Here is a 23,428-nt window from a genome sequence, read left to right as displayed (position 1 = left end):
TCCGTCCCCGCGTGGGAGGGGTGCCGCCGCCGGCTCGGGCCGGCGGCGGTCGGCCGGGTCAACTCAGGCCCCAGAGCGCCTTGAACTGCTGCTCGTAGCTCTCGACGATCGGGAAGTCGCCGTCGGCGGAGGGCAGGTTGTCCTTGGTGACGAGCATGTTGGGCAGGGCCGCCTTCTGGTCGACGGCCATGGACTGGCCGGTGAAGTGCCGGGCCAGCGCGTCGACCTGGAGCCATGCGGTCTCGTGGGAGTTGAGTGCCATCGCGCCGTCGGTGAGACCGCTCTGGATGTACTGGTAGTTCTGCGCGTCGCCGACGTTGACGACGATGTGCTTGCCGGTGATGCCGGCGGTCTTCAGGGCGGCGGGCACGCCCACGTTGAGCAGGCCGAGGGAGAAGACGACATGGGTCACCTTCGGGTGTGACCGGAGATAGGACACCACGCGGTCCGGCATGTCCTTGCCCACCGCGGTGATCGGCACGTCGACGTTGTCGAGCGCGCAACCGGCACACCACTGCTTGTAGGTGGCCGCGAAGGAGTCCTTGACGGGCTTGAGGATCGTGTAGGCCGGCAGATCGAAGTACACGGTGTCCGCTTTGCCACCGCTGTTCGACACCACCCACGAGGCGAGCATCCGGCCCTGGACACCGACGTCCTTGGGCCCGTTCTTGAGCAGGGAGATGCCGTCGCCCACGACGTCGTCGGCGTTCGACTGGACGACCGGGATGCCGGCTGCCTTCAGCTGTGCCAGCTGCTTGCTGTAGACCGCGCGCGGGAAGCCGGAGGCGACCACGGCGTCCGGCCGGTCGCGGACGGCCTGCTCGTAGGCGGCCTGGACGGATTCCGGCGTGCCCTGGGTGGCGATCTGCTTCACCTTCCAGCCGAGTTGCCCCGCCGCCCGGGTGAAGAAGTCGGCGAGGTCCTTGCAGGACTGGACGCCGCAGAGGATGAAGTCGATCTTCTTGCCCCTGGGGACGGGTTTGCCGACGGGCTGGGTGACGGAGATCGCGGCCGGGCGCTCCGCGTACGTCTTCAGAGCGGTGCGGGCCGCCGTCAGGCCGGGGGAGCCGGGTGCGGCCGCCTGCGAGGAGCCGGCGGCCGGAGTGGTGCCGCTCCCGCACGCCGTCACGGTGAGCAGGGCGGCGGCGGGGACGATCGCGGTGAGGGCGCGGCGGACCGCGCGACCGGGTCTGGAACTCATCGTTGAGAACTCCCGTGGTGTGGCGCCTGGGCTGCCGTGACCCGCGGCGCGGGGCGGAACGGCACGGCGACAGATCTGAGGGTGCGTCGATCGCCGGCGTGGGGTACGGCGCGGGCCGCCGGGGAGGTCCCCGCGGCGCTGGCACCGGGCCGGCCGAAGACCGTCCCGGATCGGAGAAACTTATGAGGCACTACAGCCTCGAGTGGCTCGGAGTGTGACACGCCGCAGCGCCCTTGGGGAGGGGAAGTGTCAAGAAATTTCTGCACCCCTCGCCGCATTCCGTGCTGACCTCGGCCGATGCCGTCCTGATTCGCGGTCGAGGGTGTTGCTCCGCACTGCAAGCCGTAACTACACTCACTCTAAAGTTTCTGCCGGAGGAGAGATGATGGACGAAACATCGGAGCTGGGTACCGCGCGGTGCCCCGGGCCCAGCGTCCAGGACTACCTCGACCAGGACAGCCGCCCGGTCCCGGCCGCCCTGAGGTTCGAGCGGAACGATCCCCTCGGCAGCGAGGACATCGACACCGCCCGCTTCACCTCCCGTGAGTGGGCCGAACGCGAGATGCGGCAGGTCTGGCGGCGCGTGTGGCAGTTCGCCTGCCTGGAGAGCGAGATCCCCGAGGTCGGCGACCACGAGGTCTACGAGATCGGCGACGACTCGCTCATCGTCGTACGTACGGCCCCCGACGAGATCCGCGCCTTCGTCAACGTGTGCCTGCACCGCGGACGCAAACTGCGCACCGGCGGCGGCAACGTGAGCGAGTTCCGCTGCTCGTTCCACGGCTTCGCCTGGAACCTCGACGGCACGATGCAGACCCCGCCCTGCGCCTGGGACTTTCCGCACGTCACCCCCGAGAAGTTCGCCCTTCCCGAGGCCCGGGTCGCCACCTGGCGCGGCTTCGTCTTCATCAACATGGACCCGTACGCGGAGTCCTTCGACAGCTACCGCGGCACCTTCGACGACTACTACGTCTGGCCGCTGGAGAACCGCTACAAGTCGCTGCACATCGCCAAGGTCCTGCCCTGCAACTGGAAGGTCGCCCAGGACGCGTTCATCGAGTCCTTCCATGTCATCGCCACACACCCGCAGATGCTGCCGTGGCTCGCCGACGCCAACTCCCAGTACGACGTCATGGCGGACCAGCCGAACTGGAACCGGATGATCAACATCCAGGGCGCGCCCAGCCCGCACGTGGCGGACTCCGTCACGGAGGAGGACGTCCTGGAGACCTTCTACGACTCGCGCGCCTTCTACTCCGCCGCCCAGGGCCGTGACCTGGTACGGCAGGAGGGCGACGAACTCCCCGCGATCCCGCCCGGCGGCACCGCCCGCCACGTCCTCGCGGAGCGGATGCGCGAGCAGCTCGCGGCCACCTCGACGCAGGACTTCTCGCAGACCGCGGACACCGAACTGCTCGACGCCATCAACTACTTGCTGTTCCCCAACTTCAACCCCTGGGGCGGCGCCAAGTCCAACATCATCTACCGGTTCCGGCCCCACGGCCTGGACCCCGACTCCTGCACCGCCGAGATCATCTTCATGTCCTCCCCGAAGCAGCCCGGCGAGATGCCGCCCCCGGCGAAGATCCGCTGGGTGCCGCAGGACATGCTCTTCGCCGACATCCCCGAACTCGGTGTGCTGGGGCCCGTCTTCGACCAGGACTGCGAGAACCTGCCCTACGTCCAGCAGGGGCTGAAGGCGATGCGCAAGCCGGGCATCACGCTCGCCAACTACCAGGAGAGCCGCATCCGCCACTTCAACCGGACGCTCGACCAGTGGATGGAGAAGTGACCCACCGGGTGTCCGTCAGGCCCCTGGGCGCCGAACTCGACGTACTCGACGGCGAGGACCTGTTCACCGCCGCTGGGCGCCTCGGCTACCGCTGGCCCACCGTCTGCGGCGGCAAGGGCACCTGTCGCACCTGCTTCGTCCAGGTGGAGGAGGGCGTCGAGAACTGTTCCCCCCGTGGGCCCGCTGGAACGCGAGGGCATCGAGGCCCTGCGCAGACCGGTGGACGGCCTGACCCGGCTCGCCTGCCGGCTCCGGGTCGAGGGCCCGGTGACCGTGACCAAGCGCGGCGTGCGCCGCCGAGTGCAGGAGTGAGGCCCCGATGTCCAAGCAAGTGATCCACCCGCTGACCGGGCATGTGTACCGGCTCACCGAGGACGGACTGGTCGAGGTGACCGACCCCGAGACCGGGGCGCGGGGTGTCTTCGACTTCCAGGCGCGCTGGCAGTCGGGCGAACTGCGCCACGCCGATCTCCAGATGGCCGGCTGGGTCGGCCGTCTCGCCCAGCGGCGCACGGCGCCCCCGCAGGAGGGGTGACGCCGTGCCCTCGCGCACCACGCGGGTCGTCTGCCTGAAGCGCCGGCCCGTGAGGGAACCGGTCGCCGGTGACTTCGCCGTCGAGGAACGCCCGCTGCCGCCCCTCGGCGAGGGACAGGTCCTCGTCCGGAACCTCTACATGAGCGTCGACCCGTCCATGCGCGGACGGCTGGAGACCACCGAGAAGCACTACACGCACAACTTCACCCCCGGTTCACCGCTGGACGGGCGGGCCCTCGGTGTCGTGGAGGAGAGCCGCTGTCCCGCCGTTCCGCAGGGCGCCTTCGTCCGTCACCAGCTGGGCTGGCGGGAGCGGGTGGTACTGAACGGGGCGGACACCGACGGCGCGGCGCGCATCGACCCGCGACTTGCCCCGCTGCCCACCTGGCTGGGGCTGCTCGGCCAGACCGGCTTCACCGCCTACGTCGGCCTGACCCGGATCGCGCAGCTGCGTCCCGGTGACACCGTCCTCGTGTCGGCTGCGGCCGGCGCCGTCGGCACCGCCGCCGGCCAGTTCGCGCGGCTGCTGGGCGCGGACCGTGTCGTCGGCACCGCCGGCGGACCGGACAAGTGCGCGCTCCTGGTCGAGGAGTTCGGCTACGACGCTGCGGCGGACTACCGTGCCGAGCCGGTGCGCGAGGCGCTGGCGCGGATGGCACCCGACGGCATCGACGTGTACTTCGACAACGTCGGCGGAGAGCAGCTCGCCGCCGCCCTGCACGCGCTGCGGACCGGCGGCAGGGTCGCCCTGTGCGGCATGATGTCGCAGTTCGGGGGCGAGCGGCGGACCGTGGACATCAACCAGTTGATCCAGGCGGTCCTCAAGCGGCTGACGCTGTCCGGGTTCATCGTCCGCGACCACGACGACCTGCGGCCGGAGTTCGAGCGGCGGGTCGCGGGCTGGCTCGCCGAAGGCCGCATCACCGCGCGCGAGACGGTCGTGGACGGTCTGGAGAACGCCGCGGGGGCGCTGCTGTCCCTGCTCGGCGGCGGCAATGTCGGCAAGATGCTGGTGCGGCTGGCCGATTGACGATTGACGACTGACAACTGACGACTGACGACTGACGGATCGAACGCCTGAAGCGGCGTCCCCGGAGATGGGGCGCCGCTTCAGGCGTTTCAGCGCATGGGGCGTGACTCGGCGACGGTGTGGGCCGTCAGGGAGACCCCGACCCGGGTCAGCCCCGCCACGGCCGCCCGGAAGTCCTTCATGTGCGGGGTGGCGAAATGCTCGTCCAGGGCCTGTTGGGAGGCCCAGTGCTCGAACACCCGGATGCGCCGCTCGCCGTCGGGATCGGCGGTCATGGCGTAGTCCAGGCAGCCGGGTTCCGCCTCACGGGTCCGCCGGCCCAGCTCGACGAGGGCCTTCAGCACGGTGGCGCGGTCGCCGGGTTCGTAGTCCATCCAGCCGGCGACGACGACTTCCCCTGCCATGGTGTGTTCCCTTCGTGGTCACGGGCGTGGGCCCGCCGTTCCGTCAGGGGGAGCGGCGGGCCCACGCGTTCCTCAGAGGCCGAGTGCGGCCGGCACGCTGTCCACGGTCAGCGTGCCCTTGTCGCCGTCCACCGTGATCACCATGCCGTCCCGCAGCCGTCGCGTCCCGTTCTCGACGGAGATCACGGCCGGGATGCCCAGCTCGCGGCAGACCACCACGGCGTGGCTGTTGAGGGCGCCCACGTCCACGACGGCCGCCCCGGCGACCAGGAACAGCGGGGTCCAGGCCGCGTCCGTGATCGGCGCGACCAGCACCTCACCGGGCTCCAGAGCCTCGCACGAGGCCGGGTCGGTGACCACCCGCACCCTGCCGGTGTACGTGCCGTGGCTGCCGCCCACGCCGGTGAGGACATCGCCCTCGACGGCCGCCGAGGTCCGTTCCTCCGCGCGCCGCGGCCAGGTGTCGACCGCGGTCCGGGCGTCGTCGGCGACGAAGAACGGCGGCTCCAGGTCGTACAGACCCGCGTACTCCTCGAGCCGCCGGGCGATCACCGGGCCGAAGGACTCCGGAGCGGCGACATAGTCGTCCAGTTCGGTGTCCAGCAGCATCATCACGTCCTCGGGCCGGGCGAACAGCCCCGCCTCGACGCCGCGGCGACCGAGTTCCCGTACGGCCATGCGGATCTCGTTGACGACGGTGACGCAGTTGGCCTTGGTGCGCTCGCGGGCCGGGATCCACACCTGGGAGGCGTGCATGCCGGCGTCGAACATGGGCTGGGTCTCCTCGGGCAGCGCGGCCCGGATCTCCCCGGCCGTGCGCTCGCGCCCCTCCGTCAGCCGCTTCTGGCGGGCGGCGGGGGAGGAGTCGTCGGGACTGTGCCGAATCCGGTCGACCAGGGCCAGCGCCTGGACGGGCGCCGCCTCCCAGGACAGCGCGTGGATGTCCCACTCGTTGGGGCCGCGGTCGCCGGACTCCGCCAGGAACTCCTCGAAGGAGTCACGGAACGCCTTCACATCGCCGGTCGCGGTGCCGAGCGCCTGCTCCACTGCGGCCGGGCCCCGGTCGAACAGGGCGCTGAGCTCGGCCGAGGCCGCCACCTGGCGGGACAGCGTCCACAGCCCGGTCGAGGGGGAGGCGGAGTCGACGTCGCCGAGACCGCCGATGAGGTCGAGCAGGGCGCCGGGGCGGTCCACGCTCGCGCACAGCGGGCCGAGGATCGCCGGTCCGACGGAGGCGGGCAGTGACGACTCGACGTGCCGCTGGAAGGTCGTCTCCACCTCGTCCAGCAACGACCGTGCGTGAGCGACCAGTTGGGCGTCGGACAGCCGCGTCAGGTCGGGGTCGGGAGCGGCGCAGGGCGCGCAGCCGGACCCGGTCGGCGTCGGCCTCGGGAAAGCCGGCCTGGCCGAGCATCCGCTGCAGTGTCGCGCCCGCCTTGCCGGTCAGCTCCTCGTCCTGGTCGTCCGGGTGCGCCACGTACACCGGAGTGTCGGAGCGCTGGCCGACGAAGGCGGCGTCGATCTGGTCCGCGGTCTGGCCCATCCGGATGCCGAACAGCCGCATGTGGGACAGGTTGAGGTAGAAGTGGCCGCCGAACATGCCGACGAACGGCGGCCGGGGGCCGGCCACCTCCTCCTCGCGGTAGATGCCGAACCCGACGAAACCGCGTCGCCAGCCCTGCAGACCGCGCCCCCAGACCAGGGTCCAGCCCAACGGGCTGGCGGGGTCCGGCAGGGTCTCGCCCGCGTTGGCCCGGGTGTAGTGCGGCAGCCGCTCACTGCGCTGCCAGTCCGTGATCCAGCTCTTCATGACGGAGTTCTCCCGCTGTCCGTACCCGTGCCTGCCCCTGTCCGTCCGGCGCCTACCACTGCGCCGTGCCGCCGTCGACGCTGATCAGCGCCCCGGTGATGCCCGCTCCGGCGTCGCTCGCGAGGAGCGAGGCGACAGCCGCGATCTGCTCCACCGTGGTGATCTTCTTCGTCGCTGCGTGCTCGGCGAAGCGGCTGAGCCATTCCTCGTAGCTGATGCCCTCGGCCTCGGCGGCGGCCGGGCCTGCGGCACGCATCAGGTCGGTGTCGACGGCGCCGGGGCAGATGGCGTTGCAGGTGATGCCCTGGGTGCCGTACTCGAAGGCGGTGGCCTTCGTCAGTCCATGGATGGCGTGCTTGTTGGTGATGTAGTGGCTGATCGCCGGCTTGTTGGCCTGCTTGCCCTCCACCGAGGAGATGTTGATGATCCGGCCCCAGCCGCCGGCGAGCATCTTCGGCAGTGCCCGGCGGGTGCCGTAGAAGTAGGCGTTGAGGTTGAAGGCCAGGGCGTGGTTCCAGGCCTCGTCGCTGAGCTCGTGCACCGGGGCGAAGCCCTGGGTGCCGCCCGCGTTGTTGACCCAGATGTCGAGCCGGCCGAACCGCTCGGCGGTGAAGTCGGCGAGGGACTCGATGTCCTCCTGGCTGCTCGCGTCACAGGGGTGGAAGACGGCCCGGTCCCCGGCGTCCAGCTCCTCCAGGGCCTGCTTGCCCTTGATCTCGCTGCGTCCGCTGATGACGACCGTGGCGCCGTCGGCCAGGAAGGCCTCGGCGATGGCGCGTCCGATGCTGCGCGTGCTGCCCGTGATCACCGCGACACGTCCGTCGAGGCTGCCCGTAGCCACCATGGTGTTCTCCCGCGAGTGTTGTTGGTTGCTCACCTGGCGGCTCGGGGGGCTGCTGAGGCGCCTCTGTCCAGGTGCTGGTGAATGGTGCGGTGGAAGTGCTGGAGTCCGGGCTCGTTGCGTCCGAAGACGAAGTCGGTCCCGGCGAGGGCTTCAAGGCTCTGCTGGACTCCGTAGGTGGTCGCGTAGTCCTCGTCGCGGACCACCTCGTGGAACCAGGCGCCGAACCTGTCGGCGGCCCGGCGTTCCTCCTCGGTGACCGCCGGTTCCCGCAGCAGGATGATCTGCTGGGTCACCGACTCGGTCGCCGTCCGGGGAAGCACCAGGGAGACGGCGATCTTCTGGCGCCAGCCGCCGGCGATCGCGAGGCCCGGGAAGAGCCAGTAGATGGGCCCGACGCAGTCCCCGGGGTCCCGCCTGTCCGGCGGCAGCTCGCTCGCCTGCGCGATGGGGCGCAGGGCGGGTGCGATGCGCTGGTGGGGGCCCCAGGTGTCGTGGGCCATCATGTTCGAGAGGTTCGTCTCGAAGACGGTCTTGGGGTGCAGCGAGGCGAAGTGGTACGTCTCCAGATACCCGTCGAGGGTGACCTTCCAGTTGGGACTGGTCAGCTCGCTGGTGGCGTAGTGGTGGCACTCCGCGAGCCGCAGGCCCTCCAGCAGCGGCCGCAGATCGCCCAGCCACGCGTCCAGGTCCGGCTCGGCGGCCGGGTCCAGCGACACGAAGACGATCCCCGCGCGCTCCCCGGCCGGCAGTCGCACCAGACCGCGTCCCTCGCGCGCGACCTCGCCGAAGGTCTTCTCCGCGTACACACCCCGCAGCTCCCCGGCCAGGTCGTACGACCAGGAGTGGTACGGGCAGGTGAGCCGCTTGGACACACCGCACCCGGCTTCCAGGAGCCGGGCGCCGCGGTGCCGGCAGGCGTTGATCATCGCGTGCACGGCACCCTGCCGGTCGCGTGTGATCAGCACCGGAACGCCGAGCACGTCGATCGCCTTGTAGGTGTTCGGCCCGGGGAGCTCGCACGACATCGCGAGCGGCAGCGGGACGCTCCGGTGGACGGCGTCCGTCTCACGCTGCCAGCGGCCGGCGTCGAGGTAGTTGGCCACGGGTTCCGTCCACTGGCCGTCCGCCTCGTGCGTCGTGTTGTCGCGGTAATGCGCCATCACCCGCTCGACGAGTTCGGCCGCCTCCCGCCGCATCGCCACGGACGCGGGGTCGGTGGACCGGTCCTGGCTGATCCACGACGAGTACTCGGGAGTGGACGAGGCGGAGGCCGGTGACCTGCGCTCGGTCGCTGTTTCCCGAATCTGCGGTGAACTGGTCTGGACCACGATGTTCCTCACAATCCTCCCAGCCGCGAGCCGGTGGCCGGCTTCGGAACGCGACAGCTGGGCTGTGTCCGAAACTGCAACAGGACTTAGTGTGGTCTGTCAATAGTAAGTGTCGAAGTCGCCGCTCGGTGTCCCGTGGGGGTGGGTGTGTCGGTCATGACGCGACCGTTCGAGGTGGGTGTGGTGGTGCGGGACCTCGCCCTGATGGAGCGCTTCTACTGCGAGGTGATCGGCTGCCGCGCCGAGCGCCGCTCGCGCGTGCCGGAGTCCGTCGGGGGTCCGGCCGGGCTGGGCGGCGAGCTGGCCGTCGCCTGGCTGCGGGTGCCCTCCGGAGGGTGCGTCAAGTTGATCCTGCCCCGGTCGGCGCCGGTGTCGACGCGTGCGGAGCCCTGGTCCGCCGGGCGGCCGGGACTGTCGTATCTCACCTTTCATGTCGACGACATGGAGCCGATCGTGGCGGCCCTCCCGGGCGCGGGTGCCCGGCCCCTGTCGGACCCGGTCGTCGTCCGTGCGGGCGGTCGGCGGATCAGCTTCTGGGTGGATCCGGAGGGCAACGTCGTGGAGTTGGTGGACGAGCGCGGCGACGAGCCGAGGGCGAGGCGTAGTAATTAGAGACACTGTTCAGTAAGGTGCCTGTATGCCGGTTACTGGAGACCGACACAAGTAACTCCGATTGCTTGGCAACCTCCCTCGGGCGAAGGGGCGGACGATGGCTCAACGAGCGTCTACGGCGTCGAAGAAATCCCCGCAGGTCAGTACCGCGGTCATCAGGGATCTGCACGAACGCATGGTGCGTATCCGGCTGTTCGAGACCGAGGCGGGAAAACTCATGGAGGCGGGCAAACTCCCCGGCTTCCTGCATCTGTATGTCGGCCAGGAAGCCGTCGCCGCCGGCGTGATGACGGCCCTGCGCGACGACGACCAGATCACCTCCACCCACCGCGGCCACGGACACGCCGTGGCCAAGGGTGTCGGCTTCCGCGCGATGTACGCGGAACTGTACGGCCGGGTCACCGGCGCCTGCCTCGGCCGCGGCGGCAGCATGCACATCAACGACCTCGCCCGCGGCATGCTCGGCGCCAACGGCATCGTCGGGGCCGGCGTCCCGATCGCCGTGGGCGCCGCCTTCGCCGCCCGTTACAAGGGCGAGGACAGCGTCGCCGTGACCTTCTTCGGCGACGGCTCCACCAACATCGGCGCCTTCCACGAGGGCGCCAACATGGCCGCCGTCCTCGGCCTTCCCGTCGTCTTCGTCTGCGAGAACAACGGCTACGCCGAGTTCACCCCGCAGTCCGGGCACATGCTGCTCACCGATGTCGCCGACCGGGCCGCCGCCTACGGCATGCCCGGCGTGATCGTCGACGGCATGGACGCGGTCGCCGTCCACCGCGCCGCGACCGACGCCGTCGCACGGGCCCGCTCCGGCGCCGGCCCGATGATGATCGAGGCCAAGACCTACCGCTACTTCGACCACCAGGGCGTCAAGGGCCTGCGCCACCCCTACCGCTCGGACGAGGAGGTCGCCGAGTGGAAGGCCCGCGACCCGATCGACCTGATCGAGACCCGGGCCCTCGCCGACGGCACCGCCACGCGTGCGGAGCTGGACGACGTATGGCAGCGCACGCGCGAGGAGATCGCCGAAGCCGTCGCACACGCCGAGGCAAGCCCGCTGCCCGACCCCGCCGACCTGCTGCTCAACGTCTACTCGGGATGACCGCCATGACCACCACCACCGAGGCACCCGTCGTCGCCACGCGCAAACTCACCTACGTCAAGGCCTTCAACGAGGGGCTCGCACAGGCCATGCGCGAGGACGAGAACGTCTTCGTCGCCGGCGAGGACGTGGCCGGATACGGCGGCGTGTTCCGCATGTTCGACAACCTGCTCGACGAGTTCGGTTCCCGCCGCATGATCGACACCCCGATCTCCGAAGCCGCCCTCGTCGGCCTCGGTGTGGGCGCCGCCGCCCGGGGCCTGCGCCCCGTCGTCGACCTGATGTTCATGGACTTCATCGGCGTCTGCCTCGACCAGATCGTCAACCAGGCGGCCAAGATGAAGTACATGTTCGGCGGCGCGCTGTCCGTGCCCCTCACCATCACCACCGCCTCCGGAGCCGGCCTCGGCGCGGCGGCCCAGCACAGCCAGAGCCTGGAGGCGTGGCTCGCCCATGTGCCCGGCCTCAAGGTCGTGATGCCCTGCGACGCGTACACCGCCAAGGGCCTGACGGTCTCGGCCATCAGGGACGACAACCCCACCGTCGTCATGCTCAACAAGGTGCTGCTCGGCAGCACCGGCGAAGTGCCCGAGGAGATCTACGGCATCCCGCTGGGGCAGGCGCACACCGCGCGGCACGGCTCCGACGTCACCGTGATAGCCCTCGGCCGCATGGTGGGGGAGGCCCTCGCGGCGGCCGACGAACTCGCCGCCGAGGGCGTGGAGGTCGAGGTGATCGACCCCCGTACCGTGCAGCCGCTGGACACGGAGACGATGTTCGACTCCGTCCGCCGCACCCACCGGGTGCTCGTGGTCCACGAGGCCGTCACCTTCGGCGGGCTCGGGGCGGAGATCGCCGCCCAGATCCAGGACGTGGTCTTCGACCACCTGGACGCGCCGGTCCTGCGCATCGGCGCCCCGTTCTCCCCGGTGCCCTTCTCGCCGGTCCTGGAAAAGGCGTACGTGCCCGATCGCGCCCGCATCGCCCAGGGGTGCCGACGCCTTCTCGAAAGGTCGTGACCGACGTGGCGGTCGAGGTTCTGCTGCCGAAGATCGGCCTGACCATGCAGGAAGGCACGATCGACGAATGGCTGGTGCCCGTCGGCGCGGCCGTCGCCGAGGGCGACTCACTGCTGAGGCTGGCCACCGACAAGGTCGACGTGGATGTAGAGGCGGAGGCCGGAGGGCTGTTCCATCCCGTGGTCCCGGCCGGGTCCACCGTGCCGGCCGGGACCCTCATCGGCTGGCTGCTGGCCGAGGGCGAACAGCCACCGGAGGCGCCGGGCGGTGGTGGTGCGGGTGCGGGCGCCGTGTCTGGCGGCGGCGGTGGCGGTGCGGCTACGACCGCCGTGGCTGCCCCGGGTGGCGGTGCGGGTGCGGGCGCCCCGGCCGCCCTCGGCGGCACTCATGCGGCACCCGACCCCGTCGGTACCGGTGACCGGCTCCTGTCCTCGCCGTACGCCCGCCGGGTCGCCGCGGCCGTCGGCGTCGACCTCACCGCCGTGCGCGGCACGGGACCGGGCGGCCGGATCGTCTCCGAGGACGTGGAGGAGTTCTTCGCGGCCCTCCCTGCCGACAACGGCATCTCCGCCGACCACGTCCCCACCGCGCCGGCCCCGCAGGACGGCGCCCCCTCCTCGCCCCTCGTCCGCAAACTGGCGAAGGAACGCGGCATCGACTTGTCCGGGGTGAACGGCACGGGCCCGGGCGGCCGGATCCGCCGCTCCGACCTCGACGCAGCCCCTACCGTCCCTTCCGCTCCCTCCGCTCCTTCCGCCCCGACCACCCCCGTTCGCCGGAACGCGGCTCCTCGGCCCGGCGACGTCCTCCCCCTCACCGGGATGCGCGGCACCATCGCCCGCAGGATGCATGCCAGCCTCCAGGAGATGGCGCAGCTGACGCACGGCTACGAGGTGCGGATGGACGCGGTGGTCTCCCTGCGGGAGCGGCTGAAAGAGGAGTGGGCCGACGGCGCACTGCAGGTGCCCAGCCTGGGCGACTTCGTGCTGAAGGCCGCGGCCCTGGCCCTGCGCGAGCACCCGCTGCTCAACGCGACCGTCCTGGACGACGGCATTCATCTGCTCGACGCCATCCACCTGGGCTTCGCGGTGGCCGTACCGGGCGGCCTCATGGTCCCCGTGATCGAGGACGCGGCGGCGCTGCCCCTGCATGAGATCGCCCGCCGGTCGAAGGAGCTGGCGCAGGCCGCGCGCGAGGGGCGGGTCTCCCTCGCGCAGTTGGAGGGGGCGACCTTCACCGTCACCTCGCTCGGCGGATACGGCGTCGACTTCTTCACCCCTGTGATCAACCCCGGCAATGTCGGAATCCTCGGCGTGGGCAGGCTCAGGGACGGCGTCGAGTGGGTGGACGACCGGCCGCTGCGGACCCGGGTGCTCACCCTGAGCCTCACCTTCGACCACCGTGCCGTCGACGGCGCACCTGCCGCCGAGTATCTGCGCACGGTCGGCGAGTTGCTCAGCAAGCCCCTGCGTCTGCTGGTGTGATCCGGGGTCTACCGGGCCGGGTCGGCGATCCGCTCCGCGAGATCGCCGACCTCGCGGACGAACGAGCGGTGCCCCAACGACCGGTAGACGTCGTCGCCCCGGACCTGCGAGGTGGCCGCGGTTTCCAGCAGCGCCAGCAGGCCCAGGCCGTTCACCGCGGCCTCGGCGTCGGAGACCGACGCGCGGGACTTGCGCACCAGCCGCACCAGTTCCTCCAGCAACTGCGTACGGCTCTCCTGGCGGAGTGCCTCCGCCTCCTGGCTCATACCGGCCGACGACACGAAGAACACGGTGGCGGCGGACCGGTTCTCGGCCATCCACGCCAGCAGGGCGGTGATCGCCGCGCCGGTGTGCGAGCCGGGCTCCTGGGCCTCCGTGATCGACTGCAACTGCTCGCGCAGCGCCCCGGCGAACGCACGCATGGCCTCGGCCAGGACCTGGTCCTTGGAGGAGAAGTGGTAGTACACCGCAGCCGAGGTCATCTCCGCGCGAGAGGCGATGTCGGCCACCGTCACCTCGTCCGGCGGCTGGGTGGCGAACAACTCGGTGGCCGCCTCGATCACCCACTGCTTGCGCGAGGGGCGGTGAGCGGCGCGAGGTCCGGATGTCGTCATGGTGTCAAGTATGCCGGGACCTGAGTCCGCCGGAGGCCAGTGTGCAGCAGGAGTTTTGCCGTCGGTGCGTCGGAGTTACTGGATACAATGGTCAGTACCGGAGAACACGGGTGCGGACTGACGGCGACGGGCAGGGAGCAGGATGGCCACCACGAAGAACGGCAAGCAGCCCGCCCACCGGCCCTCGCGGCGGCAGCACATCATCGCCGCCGCCGTACGGATCTTCGGCCGCAACGGATTCGCCGAGACGAGCATCCAGGACATCGCGGACGAGGCCGAGGTGGTCCCCACGGCCGTCTACTACCACTTCGACGGCAAGGAGGAACTGCTCGAACTCGCCATGCGCCGGGTTTTCGACCAGCTGAACGCGGTCGTGGAGGCGGCCCGGCCGGAGTCCGAGCCGGGTGACGCGGAGGGCCTGGTCCGCGTCATCGACGCCGTATGGGAGTGGGTGGAGCGCAACCCCGACGAGGCCCGGCTGTACCAGGTCCAGGTCGCCTCCGCCAACGGCAGCGTGAAGGTGCTGCGGGACGAGTTCGAGCAGCGGCACATCCAGCGTGGCTACGACTACCTGCCCGAGGGCAGCACGCGCAGCCCCCGCGCGGCGAAGGCCCGGCACGCGGGACAGGCGCTCGCCGTCCGCACGCTGATCAGTACGACGATGCTGGTCACCGCGTTGCGGGCGGAGGGAGGACCGCTGTCACGGCTGCCCTCCTGGGCCGTGCTGCAGGCGGTCAGGGAGCTGGCGCTGCGCATCGTCGCGGCCGAGGAGACGCCGGCGGGGCAGGAGAGGCCGGGGAAGAAGGCGTCACGGACCTGAGAGGGTTCACCAGGGCAGTGGTCTGCGGTCGGCGAACAGCCCGCCCGTCGTCGCGTCGCCGTCGGGCAGGGTCGCCGGCCAGACCGGGGTGTCCGCACCCTCCTCCGGCCCGCGCGGGGCGGGCGGGCCGCCCATGCCGCTGCGGGTCCAGCCGGGACCGGCGGCATTGGCCAGGACGCCCGTGCCGGCGAGTTCGGCCGCGAGCATGCGGGTGAGGGCGTTGAGCGCCGTCTTGACGGCCTGCGCCACGCGCCAGGCGCCGGTGAGGCTGGTGTCCAGGGTCGCGCGCAGGATGTCCTCATCGAGATGCGGGCGCCGCAGATCCCCGTCCGGGGACACACCCGCGTTGTTCACCAGGACGTCGATCCCGCCGGTCAGCCCCCGCGCCTCACGGACCGCTGCCACGACGCTCTTCGCGCAGGTCACGTCCAGGACCAGCGGCAGGGCCGCCGGGCCGACGGTGCGGCACGCCTCCTCGGCGGCCGCTTGCTCGCCGCCTCTCACACCGTCAGGACCGAGCAGGCGCTGATCCCGGGCGCCCCGTACACATGGGTGAAGCCCACCCGGGGAGCCCCCGGTACCTGCGCGCCGGGCGCCCGGCCCTGCAGCTGTCGTACGACCTCGTGGAACTGACGCAGGCCGGAGGCGCCGACGGGCTCCCCGCCGGCCAGACAGCCGCCGTCGGTGTTGACCGGTATCCGGCCCGCGGGATCGGTGGCGCCGGCGGCCAGCAGTTCCTCCTGCTCGCCGTGGCCGCACAGTCCGGTCTCCGCCAGATGGATCAACTCCGAGCCGCTGTCAGTGTCCTGAAGCTGCGCGACCTGCACGTCCGCGGGCCGTACGTCCGCCGTGCGGAAGGCCGCCTCCGCGGCGTCGACGCTGGGGCTGCGGTGGGGTCCTGGCGGCAGCCACGGAGAGAACACCTCGAACGATCCGAACCGCCGGGTGCGGAAGGCCAGCGACGCGAGTCTGACCGGGCGTTCGCACAGGTCGAACGCCCGGTCGCCGAGTGCCAGGACCAGGGCTGCCGCTCCCTGTCCGGGCGAACAGAACATGTACTGGGTGAGCGGCGGGCTGACCTCGGCGGAGTCCAGGATCTCCCGCTCCGTCAGCGGTGTGCGCCGCCACGCCAGGGGATGCCGGGCGCCGTTGCGGAAGGCCCGCTCGGCCACCAACGCCAGCGCCCGCTCGGACATGCGGTGCTCGTACAGATACCGCCGGGTCTTCAGGGCGAAGAACTGGGTGGTCAGCATCATGCCGGTCTCGGCGTACCAGTCGCCGAGGCCGTAGCGGGCCGCGGAGACGTGGAACGCGCCCCGTTCGTGCTTGTCGAAGCCCACCGCCAGGCCCAGGGAGGCCTCGCCCGCGCGCAGCGCGTTGGCCACCGCGAGCACCGTGGAGGCACCGGTCGCGCAGCCGTTCTGCACGTTGACGAAGGGCACTCCGGTCAGGCCCAGACGGCCCACCAGTGTGTCCGGCTTGCCGGACACGTCGGAGCCGCCGGCCGCGTAGCCGATGTCCTCCCAGGCGACACCCGCGTCGGCCAGCGCCGCGCGCACCGCCCGCTCGGCCATGGCCAGGCCGGTGACGCTCTCGTCGCGGCCGAAGGGATGCATCCCGCATCCGACCACGTACACCTCGTCGACTCGGCTCATCGCTCCTCGGCTCATCGCTCCTCGGCTCATCGCTCCTCGGCTCATCGCTCCTCGGCCCATCGCTCCTCGGCCCGTCGCTCCTCGTCCCGCTCCGGGCGGAACGCGAAGGTCATCACCTCGGTTCCGTCCTCGCTGTCGTAGGCGGGCACCAGGGTGAGCCGGACCGGCAGACCGATCCGGATCTCCTCGCGCGGCACCGCCAGGGGCGCTTCGACCAGCACCTCGCCGAGATCCACGTAGCCCACGTGGTAAGGTCGGTAGCCGTCGGCCGGCGGCCGGTACGGCGGTTTCGGCGGGAACGCCTGGAGCGTCCACGACCACACCCGCCCCCTGACCGGCAGTACCTGCTCGGACATCACCCCCTCCGCACATCTGGGGCACGCGTCGTGCCGGGGGAAGACGACGGTGTGGCACGCGGAGCAGCGGGCGCCCACGAGACGCGGTGCGCCCCCGTCGCCGTACGCACGGTCGTCGCGCTCACGGTCGTCCGGGTTCTCGAACAGTGACGCGTCGATGAGCCTGGTGGTCATGTTCCCGCCCTCCTTCCACGTCACCAGCCCAGCAGGGCGGCCAGCCGTTCCCGGTGATGTGCGGCGCCGCCCAGCAGCACCGCGTCGGACTGCGCGCGCCGGAAGTACAGGTGCGCGTCGTGCTCCCAGGTGAAGCCCATTCCGCCGTGGAGTTGCACGCACTCGGCGGCGACGGAGACGAATGCCTCGCCGCACCATGCCTGTGCCACCGCCGCCGCCTCGGCCAGCGCTCGGGGTGAGCCGTCCGCCCGCACCGCGCGCACCACGGCCGACCGTGCGGCCTCGACGTGGAGCAGCATGTCGGCGCAGGCGTGCTTGACCGCCTGGAAGCCGCCGATCGCCCTGCCGAACTGGGTGCGGTCGCGCACATGGGCCACGGTCATGTCCAAGGCGGCCTGGGCTCCGCCGAGTTGTTCGGCGGCCAGGGCCACCAGGGCCACGTCCAGTGCGCGGGAGACGACGTCCGCCCCCTCGCCGCCGGCGGTCAGTGCCCGGGCCCGTGCGCCGTCGAAGGTAACCATCGCCTGACCTCGGCTGAGGTCGAGGGTGGGCACCCGGCGCACCGTGACGCCCGGCTCTCGCGGATCGGCCAGGAAGAGGTCCACGCCGTCGGTGCCGGTCGCGGCCACCACGAGTGTCCCGGCGTCGGCGCCGTCGAGGACGAACGGCGCGGTGCCGTCGAGAAGGGGGACGCTGCCCTGCCAGGAGACGGCCACGGGCACGGCGTCCGCCCGCCACGTCCCGTCCGGTGCGACCACGGCCAGGGCGTGTACGACGCCCTCCGCCAGCTCGCCCAGCGCCTTGTCGGCCGTGCCGCAGCCTGCCAGCACCTGTCCGGCCAGCACGGTGGAGGACAGCAGCGGCACCGGTGCCAGGGCCCGGCCCAACTCCTCGCAGACGACGGCGATCCCGGCGAGTCCGCCGATGCCTCCCGCCGACCCGGGCAGGCCGAGTGCCGCGAGGCCGACCTGCCGGCCCAGGATGTCCCACAGGCCGGCGTCGATGCCGGGGGCCCCCTCGGACATCCGGCGTACCGCGGCGGTGCCGCCGGCGTCCGCGCACACCGCGCGGACGGTCTCGCGGAGGTCTTCCAGTTCGGTGTCCGACAGTGCTGTGCCGTCGGTCTCGGTCACGGTGCTCGTCATCGTGTGCTCCCGCTGGAGTCGTCGCGTGCGCGCAGCGCGCTGTGCGCGGCCGCCATCCGGGCCACCGGCACGCGGTGCGCGGAACACGAGACGTAGTCGAGGCCGAGGCCGTCGCAGAACGCGATCGACTCGGGGTCACCGCCGTGCTCACCGCACACGCCCAGCTTGATGCCGGGCCGTACGCTCCGGGCCCGCTCGGCCGCCAGGGCGACCAGGGCACCCACCCCGTGCGGATCGAGCCGGGCGAAGGGGCTGGCGGTCAGGAACCCGCGTTCCTGGTACGAGGCGAGCACCTGGCGTTCGACGTCGTCCCGGGAGAACCCGTAGGTGAGCTGGGTGAGGTCGTTGGTGCCGAAGGAGAAGAACTCGGCGTGCGCGGCGAGTTCCCCGGCCAGCAGCGCGGCGCGCGGGGTCTCGATCATCGTGCCGAGCCGGTAGGGGACCGCCACCCCGGTGCGGGCGGCGACCGCGTCGGCGGCACCGCGTACGTACGCGGCCGCGGCGGCCAGTTCCTCCGGCAGGCTGACGAGCGGGATCATCACCTCCAGCTCCGGCCGGACCCCGCCGGCGGCGACATCGGCCCAGGCGGTGAAGAGCGCCTCGGCCTGCGCCGGGTAGAGCCGCTCGTGCAGCAGCGCCAGCCGTACCCCGCGCAGGCCGAGCATCGGGTTCGCCTCGCGCAGCGCGGCGGCCCGCTGTTCCTCGGCCGTGTCCAGGGCCTCCCCGGGGGCGGGCAGGAACTCGTGCAGCGGGGCGTCCAGCAGGCGCACGGTCACCGGGCGATTCCCCACGGCGGCCAGCAGCGCGGTGAAGTCCTCGTGCTGGGCGCGTTCCAGCGCCACCAGGGCGTCGTCACGGCCGTTCGGGTCGGCGGCCAGGAGGACCCGGCGGATCAGCGGCAGCCGCTCGCCGAGGAACTGGTGCTCCGTACGGCACAGCCCGACACCCTCCGCGCCCAGCGCCAGTGCCGTCTCCACCTCGGCGGCCGTGTCGGCGTTGCACCGCACGCCCAGTCGGCGTGTGTCGTCCGCCCACGTCAGCAACGTGGACAGTTCGGGCGGCGGTCCGGAGACACTGACGCTCAGCGTGCCCGCGTAGACGGCGCCGGTACGGCCGTCCAACGAGATCGGGTCGCCCTCGCGCACCACGCGCTCCCCGAAGCGGACCGTTCCGGCCGCCCGGTCCACGCGCAGCCCGTCGGCGCCGCACACGGCGGGCTTGCCGGCGCCCCGCGCGACCACGGCGGCGTGCGAGGCGATTCCGCCGCTGCCGGTGAGCACGGCGACGGAGGCCAGCATGCCGGGCACGTCCGCCGGTGTCGTCTCGGTGGCCACCAGCACGGCCCGGGTGCCGTCCGAGGCCAGTTCGAGGGCCCGCTCGCTGGAGAGCGCCACAGTCCCGGTCGCTGCTCCCGGCGACGCGGGCAGGCCCCTTACGAGGAGTTCCTCCCCACCGGTGAGCCGCAGTTGCGGGTGGAGCAGTTCCTGTACCTGCGCGGGGGTGATGCGACGGACGGCCTCCTCATGGCCGAGCGCCCCGTCCCGGGCGAGGTCCGCGGCCAGACACACCGACGCCCGCAGCGGCGGCCGGAGTTGGGCGGAGGCGGCGAGCAGGGAGATCTCGTCGTCGCGCACCTCGAAGTCGACCGACACCGGTGCGCCCAGGTGCCGCTCCAGGGTGAGCAGGGAGTGCTCCAGCAGCGCGGTGCCGCCCGCGAGCCGGTCCAGCGGTTCACCGGAGTGCGGCGGCGGGGCGCTGCGGCGCACCCCGCGGAAGAAGGAGCCGTGCGGGGACAGGCGTCCGGTCCCGGGATCGCGGCTGACCGCCGTGCCGTAGCCCGAGTGGTCCGCCGGGCCGATGCGCAGGGCCTGCACATGCAGGGCGAGGGCAAGGTCGGCGGGGAGCCGCTGGACACGGCGGGACCTTCGCGCACGCGGCGAGTCCCACCGAGCGAGCAGGGCACGGGCGGCAAGCGCCAGCTGTTGTGCCGGGTCGTCGGGGAAGGGCCGGGAGCCGTTTTCCGCCACCAGGGACAGCAGCACCTCCACCCGGGCCCGCGGCTCCGGATTGTCCAGGAGAGCGTCGTCGAGCAGCGCGCCGGGAACGTCCAGGGCGTGTTCGGCGATCACGCGTACGGTGGCGGCCCACACCTCGTGCAAGGCGTCCGCCCGCCCGATGACGGCGCACAGGTCGTCGGCCGTGCCCGGGGCCACGCCGAGGCAGGCCAGGTCCGGCGGCAGCCCGGCGATCTGGGTCGGCGCGCTCGCCGACAGGCGCAGCAGCAGCGGCCGGGCCGCGTCCCCGATCCGCCGTCCCGAGAGCTGTTCGACGAGGTCCACGGCGGCTTCGGCGGTGGCGGCCTCGCACAGCGACGCGGCGGAGGTGGCGGGCACGGTGAGCCCCGGTACGACCGGCAGACCGAGGGCCACCAGCCCGTCCATCGCCGCGCCGTGCGCGCCCAGCTCGTCGGAGTCCAGGCCCCGGATGCGTCCCTGCCCGTACGGCACCAGGATCCGTCCGGGAGGCCCGGGGCTGCCGGACGGAGTGAGGGGTGCCTCGGACGGTACGGGGAGGCCCGCCTCGCGGTCGGTGACGCTCACCCCCGCCCCCCTGCCACCAACTCCTCTTCACGGGCCTCGTCCTCGGCCCGGCTGATGCCCAGCACGAGCAGCAGCTCCTGGTGCAGCCGCATCCATACGGTGTGGTACGAGTCGCAGAGCGGCGAGGCCAGCCACTCCGGCGCGCCGTCGTCGAAGCGGTCGAGGGCGTCCTCCAGGGCCGACAGGTACTGCCCACTGCCCGCGAGCACCCGGTCCAGCCTGCGCAGCACGGGCTGGATGGCCTCGTGCACGTCCTCCAGTGCCTCGCGCACCCCGGCGTCGTAGACGTCGTCGGAATGGTCGTTGGCGGTGCCGTCGGGGCGGCACTGCCATGCCGTGCACACGTCTCGGATCTTCCGGTTGACCGGCAGGAACGCCTCGTACGCCGCGGTGATCCGCTCCTCCTGCTCGGAGCCGGCGGGAACCCGCAGCGACCGCGCGACGGAGGTCCTGGCCCGCTCGGTCGGCAGCACCACCGGCCCCTTCACGGTCGCCAGCCCGGCGTTGACCAGCGGCCGGTAGTCGGAGTCCGGACGGCCGCGCCACATGCCACGCAGAACAAGGTCGACGACGGCTTCGGTGAGGGGCTCGTCGGTCGCGTCCGGAAGGTCCACGGCAGCAGATTGCATCGCCACACCTTTTGCTCGGTTCTGTGTTGCCCGGAGGTTACGCCCCTGCAGGCTGGTTAGTGAAGAGTGACTCAAGAAACACTTTTCGCCGCGAGGAACGACGTCATGCGGCCCTGTGCGTCCCGGCCGTCCGCGAGAGCGGCGATCGACCGCGCTTCTTCGGCGAGGTGGCGGCGTAGATCGTCACCGGTGCCCAGGCGCAACAGTGTCTTCGCGGCGCGCTGCGCGGCGCCGGCGCCGGCGGCCAGATCGGCCGCGGTCCGGTGGGCGGTGCCGTCCAGTTCCGCGTCGGGCACGCACCCGGAGACCAGGCCCCACCGTTCGGCGTCGTCGCCGGTCAGGACCCGGTTGGTGAGGATCAGGTCCGCCGCCCTGCGGGGGCCCACCAGACGGGGCAGGAACCACGACGCCCCGCAGTCCGGTGTGAGTCCGATCGCCGTGTACGCGAGCCGGAACCGCGCGGACCGGGCCGCCAGGACGATGTCGCCCACGAGAGCGAGACCGATCCCGCCGCCCGCGGCCGCTCCGCGCACGGCGGTCACCAACGGGACCGGCAGCTCGTACAGGACCTGTATCGCGGCGTGTGCGGCGCTCGCCACGGCGTGCACGTAGGCGCCGGTCTCCGTGCCGCGGCCGGCGAACGCGCGCAGGTCACCGCCCACGCAGAAACTCCCGCCCGTCGTCCGCAGCAGGACCGCGCCGCCGGGGTCCGCGGCCACCTCCAAGGCCGTGTCCCGCAGTGCCTCGGCCGTTGCGAGATCCAGGGCGTTCCCGCGTCCGGGATCGTCCAGCCTCAGCTCGACGACGCCGTCGGGACGGCGGACCGTACGGACCGGGCCGGTGCTCGCGGTCGGGCTCATGAGTGTCTCTCCCGTCGTCTTCCCGTCACCGGGGCTTCCGGGCAAGATACTAAACACGCTATACAGTTTCTAGGAGGCGTGGGCTGACGATGCCCGTACGCCCGTCGGCGGGAGGTCCCGTGCCCATCCAGTTCGATGTCGATCCGGCTGTCGCTCAACTTGCCGAAGCCACCGCGGAGTTCGTGCGCGAGGTGGTCGTCCCGGCCGAGCGCGAATGCGGCGGGTCCGTGCACGACGCCCCCGAGGCGGTGCGGGAGAGGCTGCAGAAAGCCGCCCGTGACGCGGGTGTGTTCGCTCCACACGTACCGACGCGCTGGGGCGGACACGGGCTCGACTTGCGAGGCCAGGCGGTGGTGTTCGAAGCGGCGGGCTACTCGCTGCTCGGACCGCTGGCGCTGAACTGCGCGGCCCCCGACGAGGGCAACATGCACCTGCTGGAGAAGGTGGCCACCGAAGAGCAGAAGCAGACGTACCTGCGTCCGCTCGCCGCGGGCCGGACACGGTCCTGCTTCGCCATGACCGAACCGGCTCCGGGAGCGGGTGCTGATCCCCGCTTGCTGCGGACCACCGCGACCCGAGTGCCGGGTGGCTGGCGGATCGACGGGCGCAAGTGGTTCATCACCGGTGCCCAGGGAGCCGGGTTCACCATCGTCATGGCCCGCTCCTCCGGCAGCCCGGGCGACCCGGGCGGCGCCACCATGTTCCTGGTGGACGCCGACACCCCCGGCATGCGCCTCGTCCGGACGATCGAGACCCTCGACGAGTCGCTCTTCGCCGGGCACAGCGAGATCGTCTTCGACGGGTGCGTGGTGGGGGAGGAACAGGTGCTGGGCGCGGTGGACCGCGGCTTCGAGGGTGCACAGATACGGCTCGGTCCCGCCCGGCTCACCCACTGCATGCGCTGGCTGGGAGCGGCCCGCCGTGCCCAGGACATCGCGCTGGAGCGGGCCGGGAGCCGGAGGGCGTTCGGCTCGGTGCTGGGAGACCTCGGCATGGTCCAGCAGATGCTGGCCGACTCCGAGATCGACATCGAGGCGAGCCGCGCCCTGATCCTGCGTACGGCCTGGGAGTTGGACACCGGATCCGCCGCGGCCTCCTCGCTCTCCTCGGTGTCCAAGATCTTCGTGGCGGAGGCGGTGAACCGGGTGGTCGACCGGGCGGTGCAGATCTGCGGAGCCCTCGGCATCTCGGCCGCCGACGCCCCGCTCGCCCGTCTGTTCCGGGAGGTGCGGCCCTTCCGGATCTACGACGGTCCGTCGGAGACGCACCGTTTCGCCATAGCGCGCCGCGCGGTACGGCCCTACCGGCAGCCGCGCACCGGTGCCGCCGACGGCTGATGCGGGCCGACGACCGAGTCGACGTGCGAGGCGTTCCGGCGGCTCGGTGCAGCTCCCGGGGCTCGCTGCGGTGAGAA

Annotated in this window: 23 protein-coding genes and 1 pseudogene; 11 read left to right on the top strand and 13 right to left on the bottom strand. The window is 71.8% G+C overall.

Annotation, left to right across the window (positions count from 1 at the left end; genetic code table 11):
- Nucleotides 1-58: 58 nt before the first annotated feature.
- Nucleotides 59-1,201, bottom strand: coding sequence for a substrate-binding domain-containing protein (locus U5640_RS08740; protein WP_340375216.1), 1,143 nt, complete (start codon nucleotides 1,199-1,201; stop codon nucleotides 59-61).
- A gap of 385 nt (nucleotides 1,202-1,586) precedes the next feature.
- Here U5640_RS08740 and U5640_RS08735 point away from each other — a divergent pair, with 385 nt between their 5' ends.
- From U5640_RS08735 to U5640_RS08715, 5 genes and pseudogenes are all read left to right on the top strand, one after another.
- Nucleotides 1,587-2,993, top strand: coding sequence for an aromatic ring-hydroxylating dioxygenase subunit alpha (locus tag U5640_RS08735; protein ID WP_340375215.1), 1,407 nt, complete (start codon nucleotides 1,587-1,589; stop codon nucleotides 2,991-2,993).
- Nucleotides 2,978-3,094, top strand: a pseudogene (locus U5640_RS08730) (hypothetical protein); the annotation flags it as partial. The gene U5640_RS08735 and the pseudogene U5640_RS08730, both read left to right, overlap by 16 nt.
- 73 nt (nucleotides 3,095-3,167) lie before the next feature.
- Nucleotides 3,168-3,305 (top strand): hypothetical protein, encoded by a 138-nt coding sequence (locus tag U5640_RS08725; protein ID WP_340385698.1) that lies wholly within the window; start codon nucleotides 3,168-3,170, stop codon nucleotides 3,303-3,305.
- A 7-nt stretch (nucleotides 3,306-3,312) separates the two neighbouring features.
- Entirely contained in the window at nucleotides 3,313-3,528 is a 216-nt protein-coding gene (locus U5640_RS08720; protein WP_340375214.1) for a transposase, read from the top strand.
- A 4-nt stretch (nucleotides 3,529-3,532) separates the two neighbouring features.
- Entirely contained in the window at nucleotides 3,533-4,558 is a 1,026-nt protein-coding gene (locus U5640_RS08715) for an NADP-dependent oxidoreductase (RefSeq protein ID WP_340375213.1), read from the top strand.
- Between the two features lie 89 nt (nucleotides 4,559-4,647).
- On the opposite strand, the gene U5640_RS08710 is transcribed toward U5640_RS08715, so the two are convergent.
- From U5640_RS08710 to U5640_RS08695, 4 genes are all read right to left on the bottom strand, one after another.
- On the bottom strand, nucleotides 4,648-4,962 hold the full coding sequence (locus U5640_RS08710) for a putative quinol monooxygenase (protein WP_340375212.1): 315 nt from the start codon (nucleotides 4,960-4,962) through the stop codon (nucleotides 4,648-4,650).
- A 72-nt stretch (nucleotides 4,963-5,034) separates the two neighbouring features.
- A complete protein-coding gene (locus U5640_RS08705; RefSeq protein ID WP_340375211.1) occupies nucleotides 5,035-6,252 on the bottom strand; it encodes a PEP-utilizing enzyme in 1,218 nt (405 codons plus the stop codon).
- Nucleotides 6,253-6,824: 572 nt separating this feature from the next.
- Nucleotides 6,825-7,616, bottom strand: coding sequence for an SDR family oxidoreductase (locus tag U5640_RS08700; RefSeq protein ID WP_340375210.1), 792 nt, complete (start codon nucleotides 7,614-7,616; stop codon nucleotides 6,825-6,827).
- Nucleotides 7,617-7,645: 29 nt separating this feature from the next.
- Entirely contained in the window at nucleotides 7,646-8,944 is a 1,299-nt protein-coding gene (locus tag U5640_RS08695) for an aromatic ring-hydroxylating dioxygenase subunit alpha (RefSeq protein WP_340375209.1), read from the bottom strand.
- Nucleotides 8,945-9,100: 156 nt separating this feature from the next.
- On the opposite strand from U5640_RS08695, the gene U5640_RS08690 reads away from it, so the two are divergent.
- The 4 genes from U5640_RS08690 (at nucleotide 9,101) to U5640_RS08675 (ending at nucleotide 13,161) form a co-directional block, all read left to right on the top strand.
- Nucleotides 9,101-9,556 carry a VOC family protein gene (locus U5640_RS08690; RefSeq protein WP_340375208.1) on the top strand — a complete coding sequence of 152 codons (456 nt, stop codon included), beginning with the start codon at nucleotides 9,101-9,103 and terminating at the stop codon, nucleotides 9,554-9,556.
- Nucleotides 9,557-9,653: 97 nt separating this feature from the next.
- Entirely contained in the window at nucleotides 9,654-10,658 is a 1,005-nt protein-coding gene (locus tag U5640_RS08685; RefSeq protein ID WP_340375207.1) for a thiamine pyrophosphate-dependent dehydrogenase E1 component subunit alpha, read from the top strand.
- A 5-nt stretch (nucleotides 10,659-10,663) separates the two neighbouring features.
- Nucleotides 10,664-11,677, top strand: coding sequence for an alpha-ketoacid dehydrogenase subunit beta (locus U5640_RS08680; protein ID WP_340375206.1), 1,014 nt, complete (start codon nucleotides 10,664-10,666; stop codon nucleotides 11,675-11,677).
- 5 nt (nucleotides 11,678-11,682) lie between these two features.
- On the top strand, nucleotides 11,683-13,161 hold the full coding sequence (locus tag U5640_RS08675; RefSeq protein WP_340375205.1) for a 2-oxo acid dehydrogenase subunit E2: 1,479 nt from the start codon (nucleotides 11,683-11,685) through the stop codon (nucleotides 13,159-13,161).
- Nucleotides 13,162-13,169: 8 nt separating this feature from the next.
- Here U5640_RS08675 and U5640_RS08670 read toward each other — a convergent pair whose 3' ends face one another.
- Entirely contained in the window at nucleotides 13,170-13,775 is a 606-nt protein-coding gene (locus tag U5640_RS08670) for a helix-turn-helix domain-containing protein (RefSeq protein WP_340375204.1), read from the bottom strand.
- Between the two features lie 142 nt (nucleotides 13,776-13,917).
- Between U5640_RS08670 and U5640_RS08665 the strand changes: the two genes are divergently transcribed.
- The gene (locus U5640_RS08665) at nucleotides 13,918-14,595 is read left to right on the top strand and encodes a TetR/AcrR family transcriptional regulator (protein ID WP_340375203.1); all 678 of its coding nucleotides are present in this window, start codon (nucleotides 13,918-13,920) and stop codon (nucleotides 14,593-14,595) included.
- 6 nt (nucleotides 14,596-14,601) lie between these two features.
- Here the strand turns inward: U5640_RS08665 and U5640_RS08660 are convergent, their stop codons facing one another.
- The 7 genes from U5640_RS08660 to U5640_RS08630 form a co-directional block, all read right to left on the bottom strand.
- Complete coding sequence (locus tag U5640_RS08660) at nucleotides 14,602-15,099, bottom strand: SDR family oxidoreductase (protein WP_340375202.1); 498 nt, start codon at nucleotides 15,097-15,099, stop codon at nucleotides 14,602-14,604.
- Nucleotides 15,096-16,250, bottom strand: a complete 1,155-nt coding sequence (locus tag U5640_RS08655) for a thiolase family protein (protein WP_340375201.1) — start codon at nucleotides 16,248-16,250, stop codon at nucleotides 15,096-15,098. The genes U5640_RS08660 and U5640_RS08655 overlap by 4 nt, the downstream gene beginning before the upstream one ends.
- Nucleotides 16,251-16,291: 41 nt before the next feature.
- On the bottom strand, nucleotides 16,292-16,780 hold the full coding sequence (locus U5640_RS08650; protein ID WP_340375200.1) for an OB-fold domain-containing protein: 489 nt from the start codon (nucleotides 16,778-16,780) through the stop codon (nucleotides 16,292-16,294).
- Nucleotides 16,781-16,800: 20 nt separating this feature from the next.
- On the bottom strand, nucleotides 16,801-17,925 hold the full coding sequence (locus U5640_RS08645) for an acyl-CoA dehydrogenase (RefSeq protein ID WP_340375199.1): 1,125 nt from the start codon (nucleotides 17,923-17,925) through the stop codon (nucleotides 16,801-16,803).
- Nucleotides 17,922-20,525, bottom strand: coding sequence for a putative PEP-binding protein (locus U5640_RS08640; RefSeq protein ID WP_340375198.1), 2,604 nt, complete (start codon nucleotides 20,523-20,525; stop codon nucleotides 17,922-17,924). The genes U5640_RS08645 and U5640_RS08640 overlap by 4 nt, the downstream gene beginning before the upstream one ends.
- Nucleotides 20,522-21,154 carry a hypothetical protein gene (locus U5640_RS08635; RefSeq protein WP_340375197.1) on the bottom strand — a complete coding sequence of 211 codons (633 nt, stop codon included), beginning with the start codon at nucleotides 21,152-21,154 and terminating at the stop codon, nucleotides 20,522-20,524. Before U5640_RS08635 ends, U5640_RS08640 begins: the two co-directional genes overlap by 4 nt.
- A 71-nt stretch (nucleotides 21,155-21,225) precedes the next feature.
- Nucleotides 21,226-22,014 (bottom strand): enoyl-CoA hydratase/isomerase family protein, encoded by a 789-nt coding sequence (locus U5640_RS08630; RefSeq protein WP_340375196.1) that lies wholly within the window; start codon nucleotides 22,012-22,014, stop codon nucleotides 21,226-21,228.
- A 119-nt stretch (nucleotides 22,015-22,133) separates the two neighbouring features.
- Here U5640_RS08630 and U5640_RS08625 point away from each other — a divergent pair, with 119 nt between their 5' ends.
- Nucleotides 22,134-23,351, top strand: coding sequence for an acyl-CoA dehydrogenase family protein (locus U5640_RS08625; RefSeq protein ID WP_340375195.1), 1,218 nt, complete (start codon nucleotides 22,134-22,136; stop codon nucleotides 23,349-23,351).
- Nucleotides 23,352-23,428: the final 77 nt, after the last annotated feature.

This window comes from Streptomyces sp. SS7 (assembly GCF_037993025.1).
Taxonomy (GTDB): Bacteria; Actinomycetota; Actinomycetes; order Streptomycetales; family Streptomycetaceae; genus Streptomyces.
The sequence above is the reverse complement of the archived record's forward strand: the minus strand, read 5'-3'. Positions and strand labels throughout refer to the sequence as shown.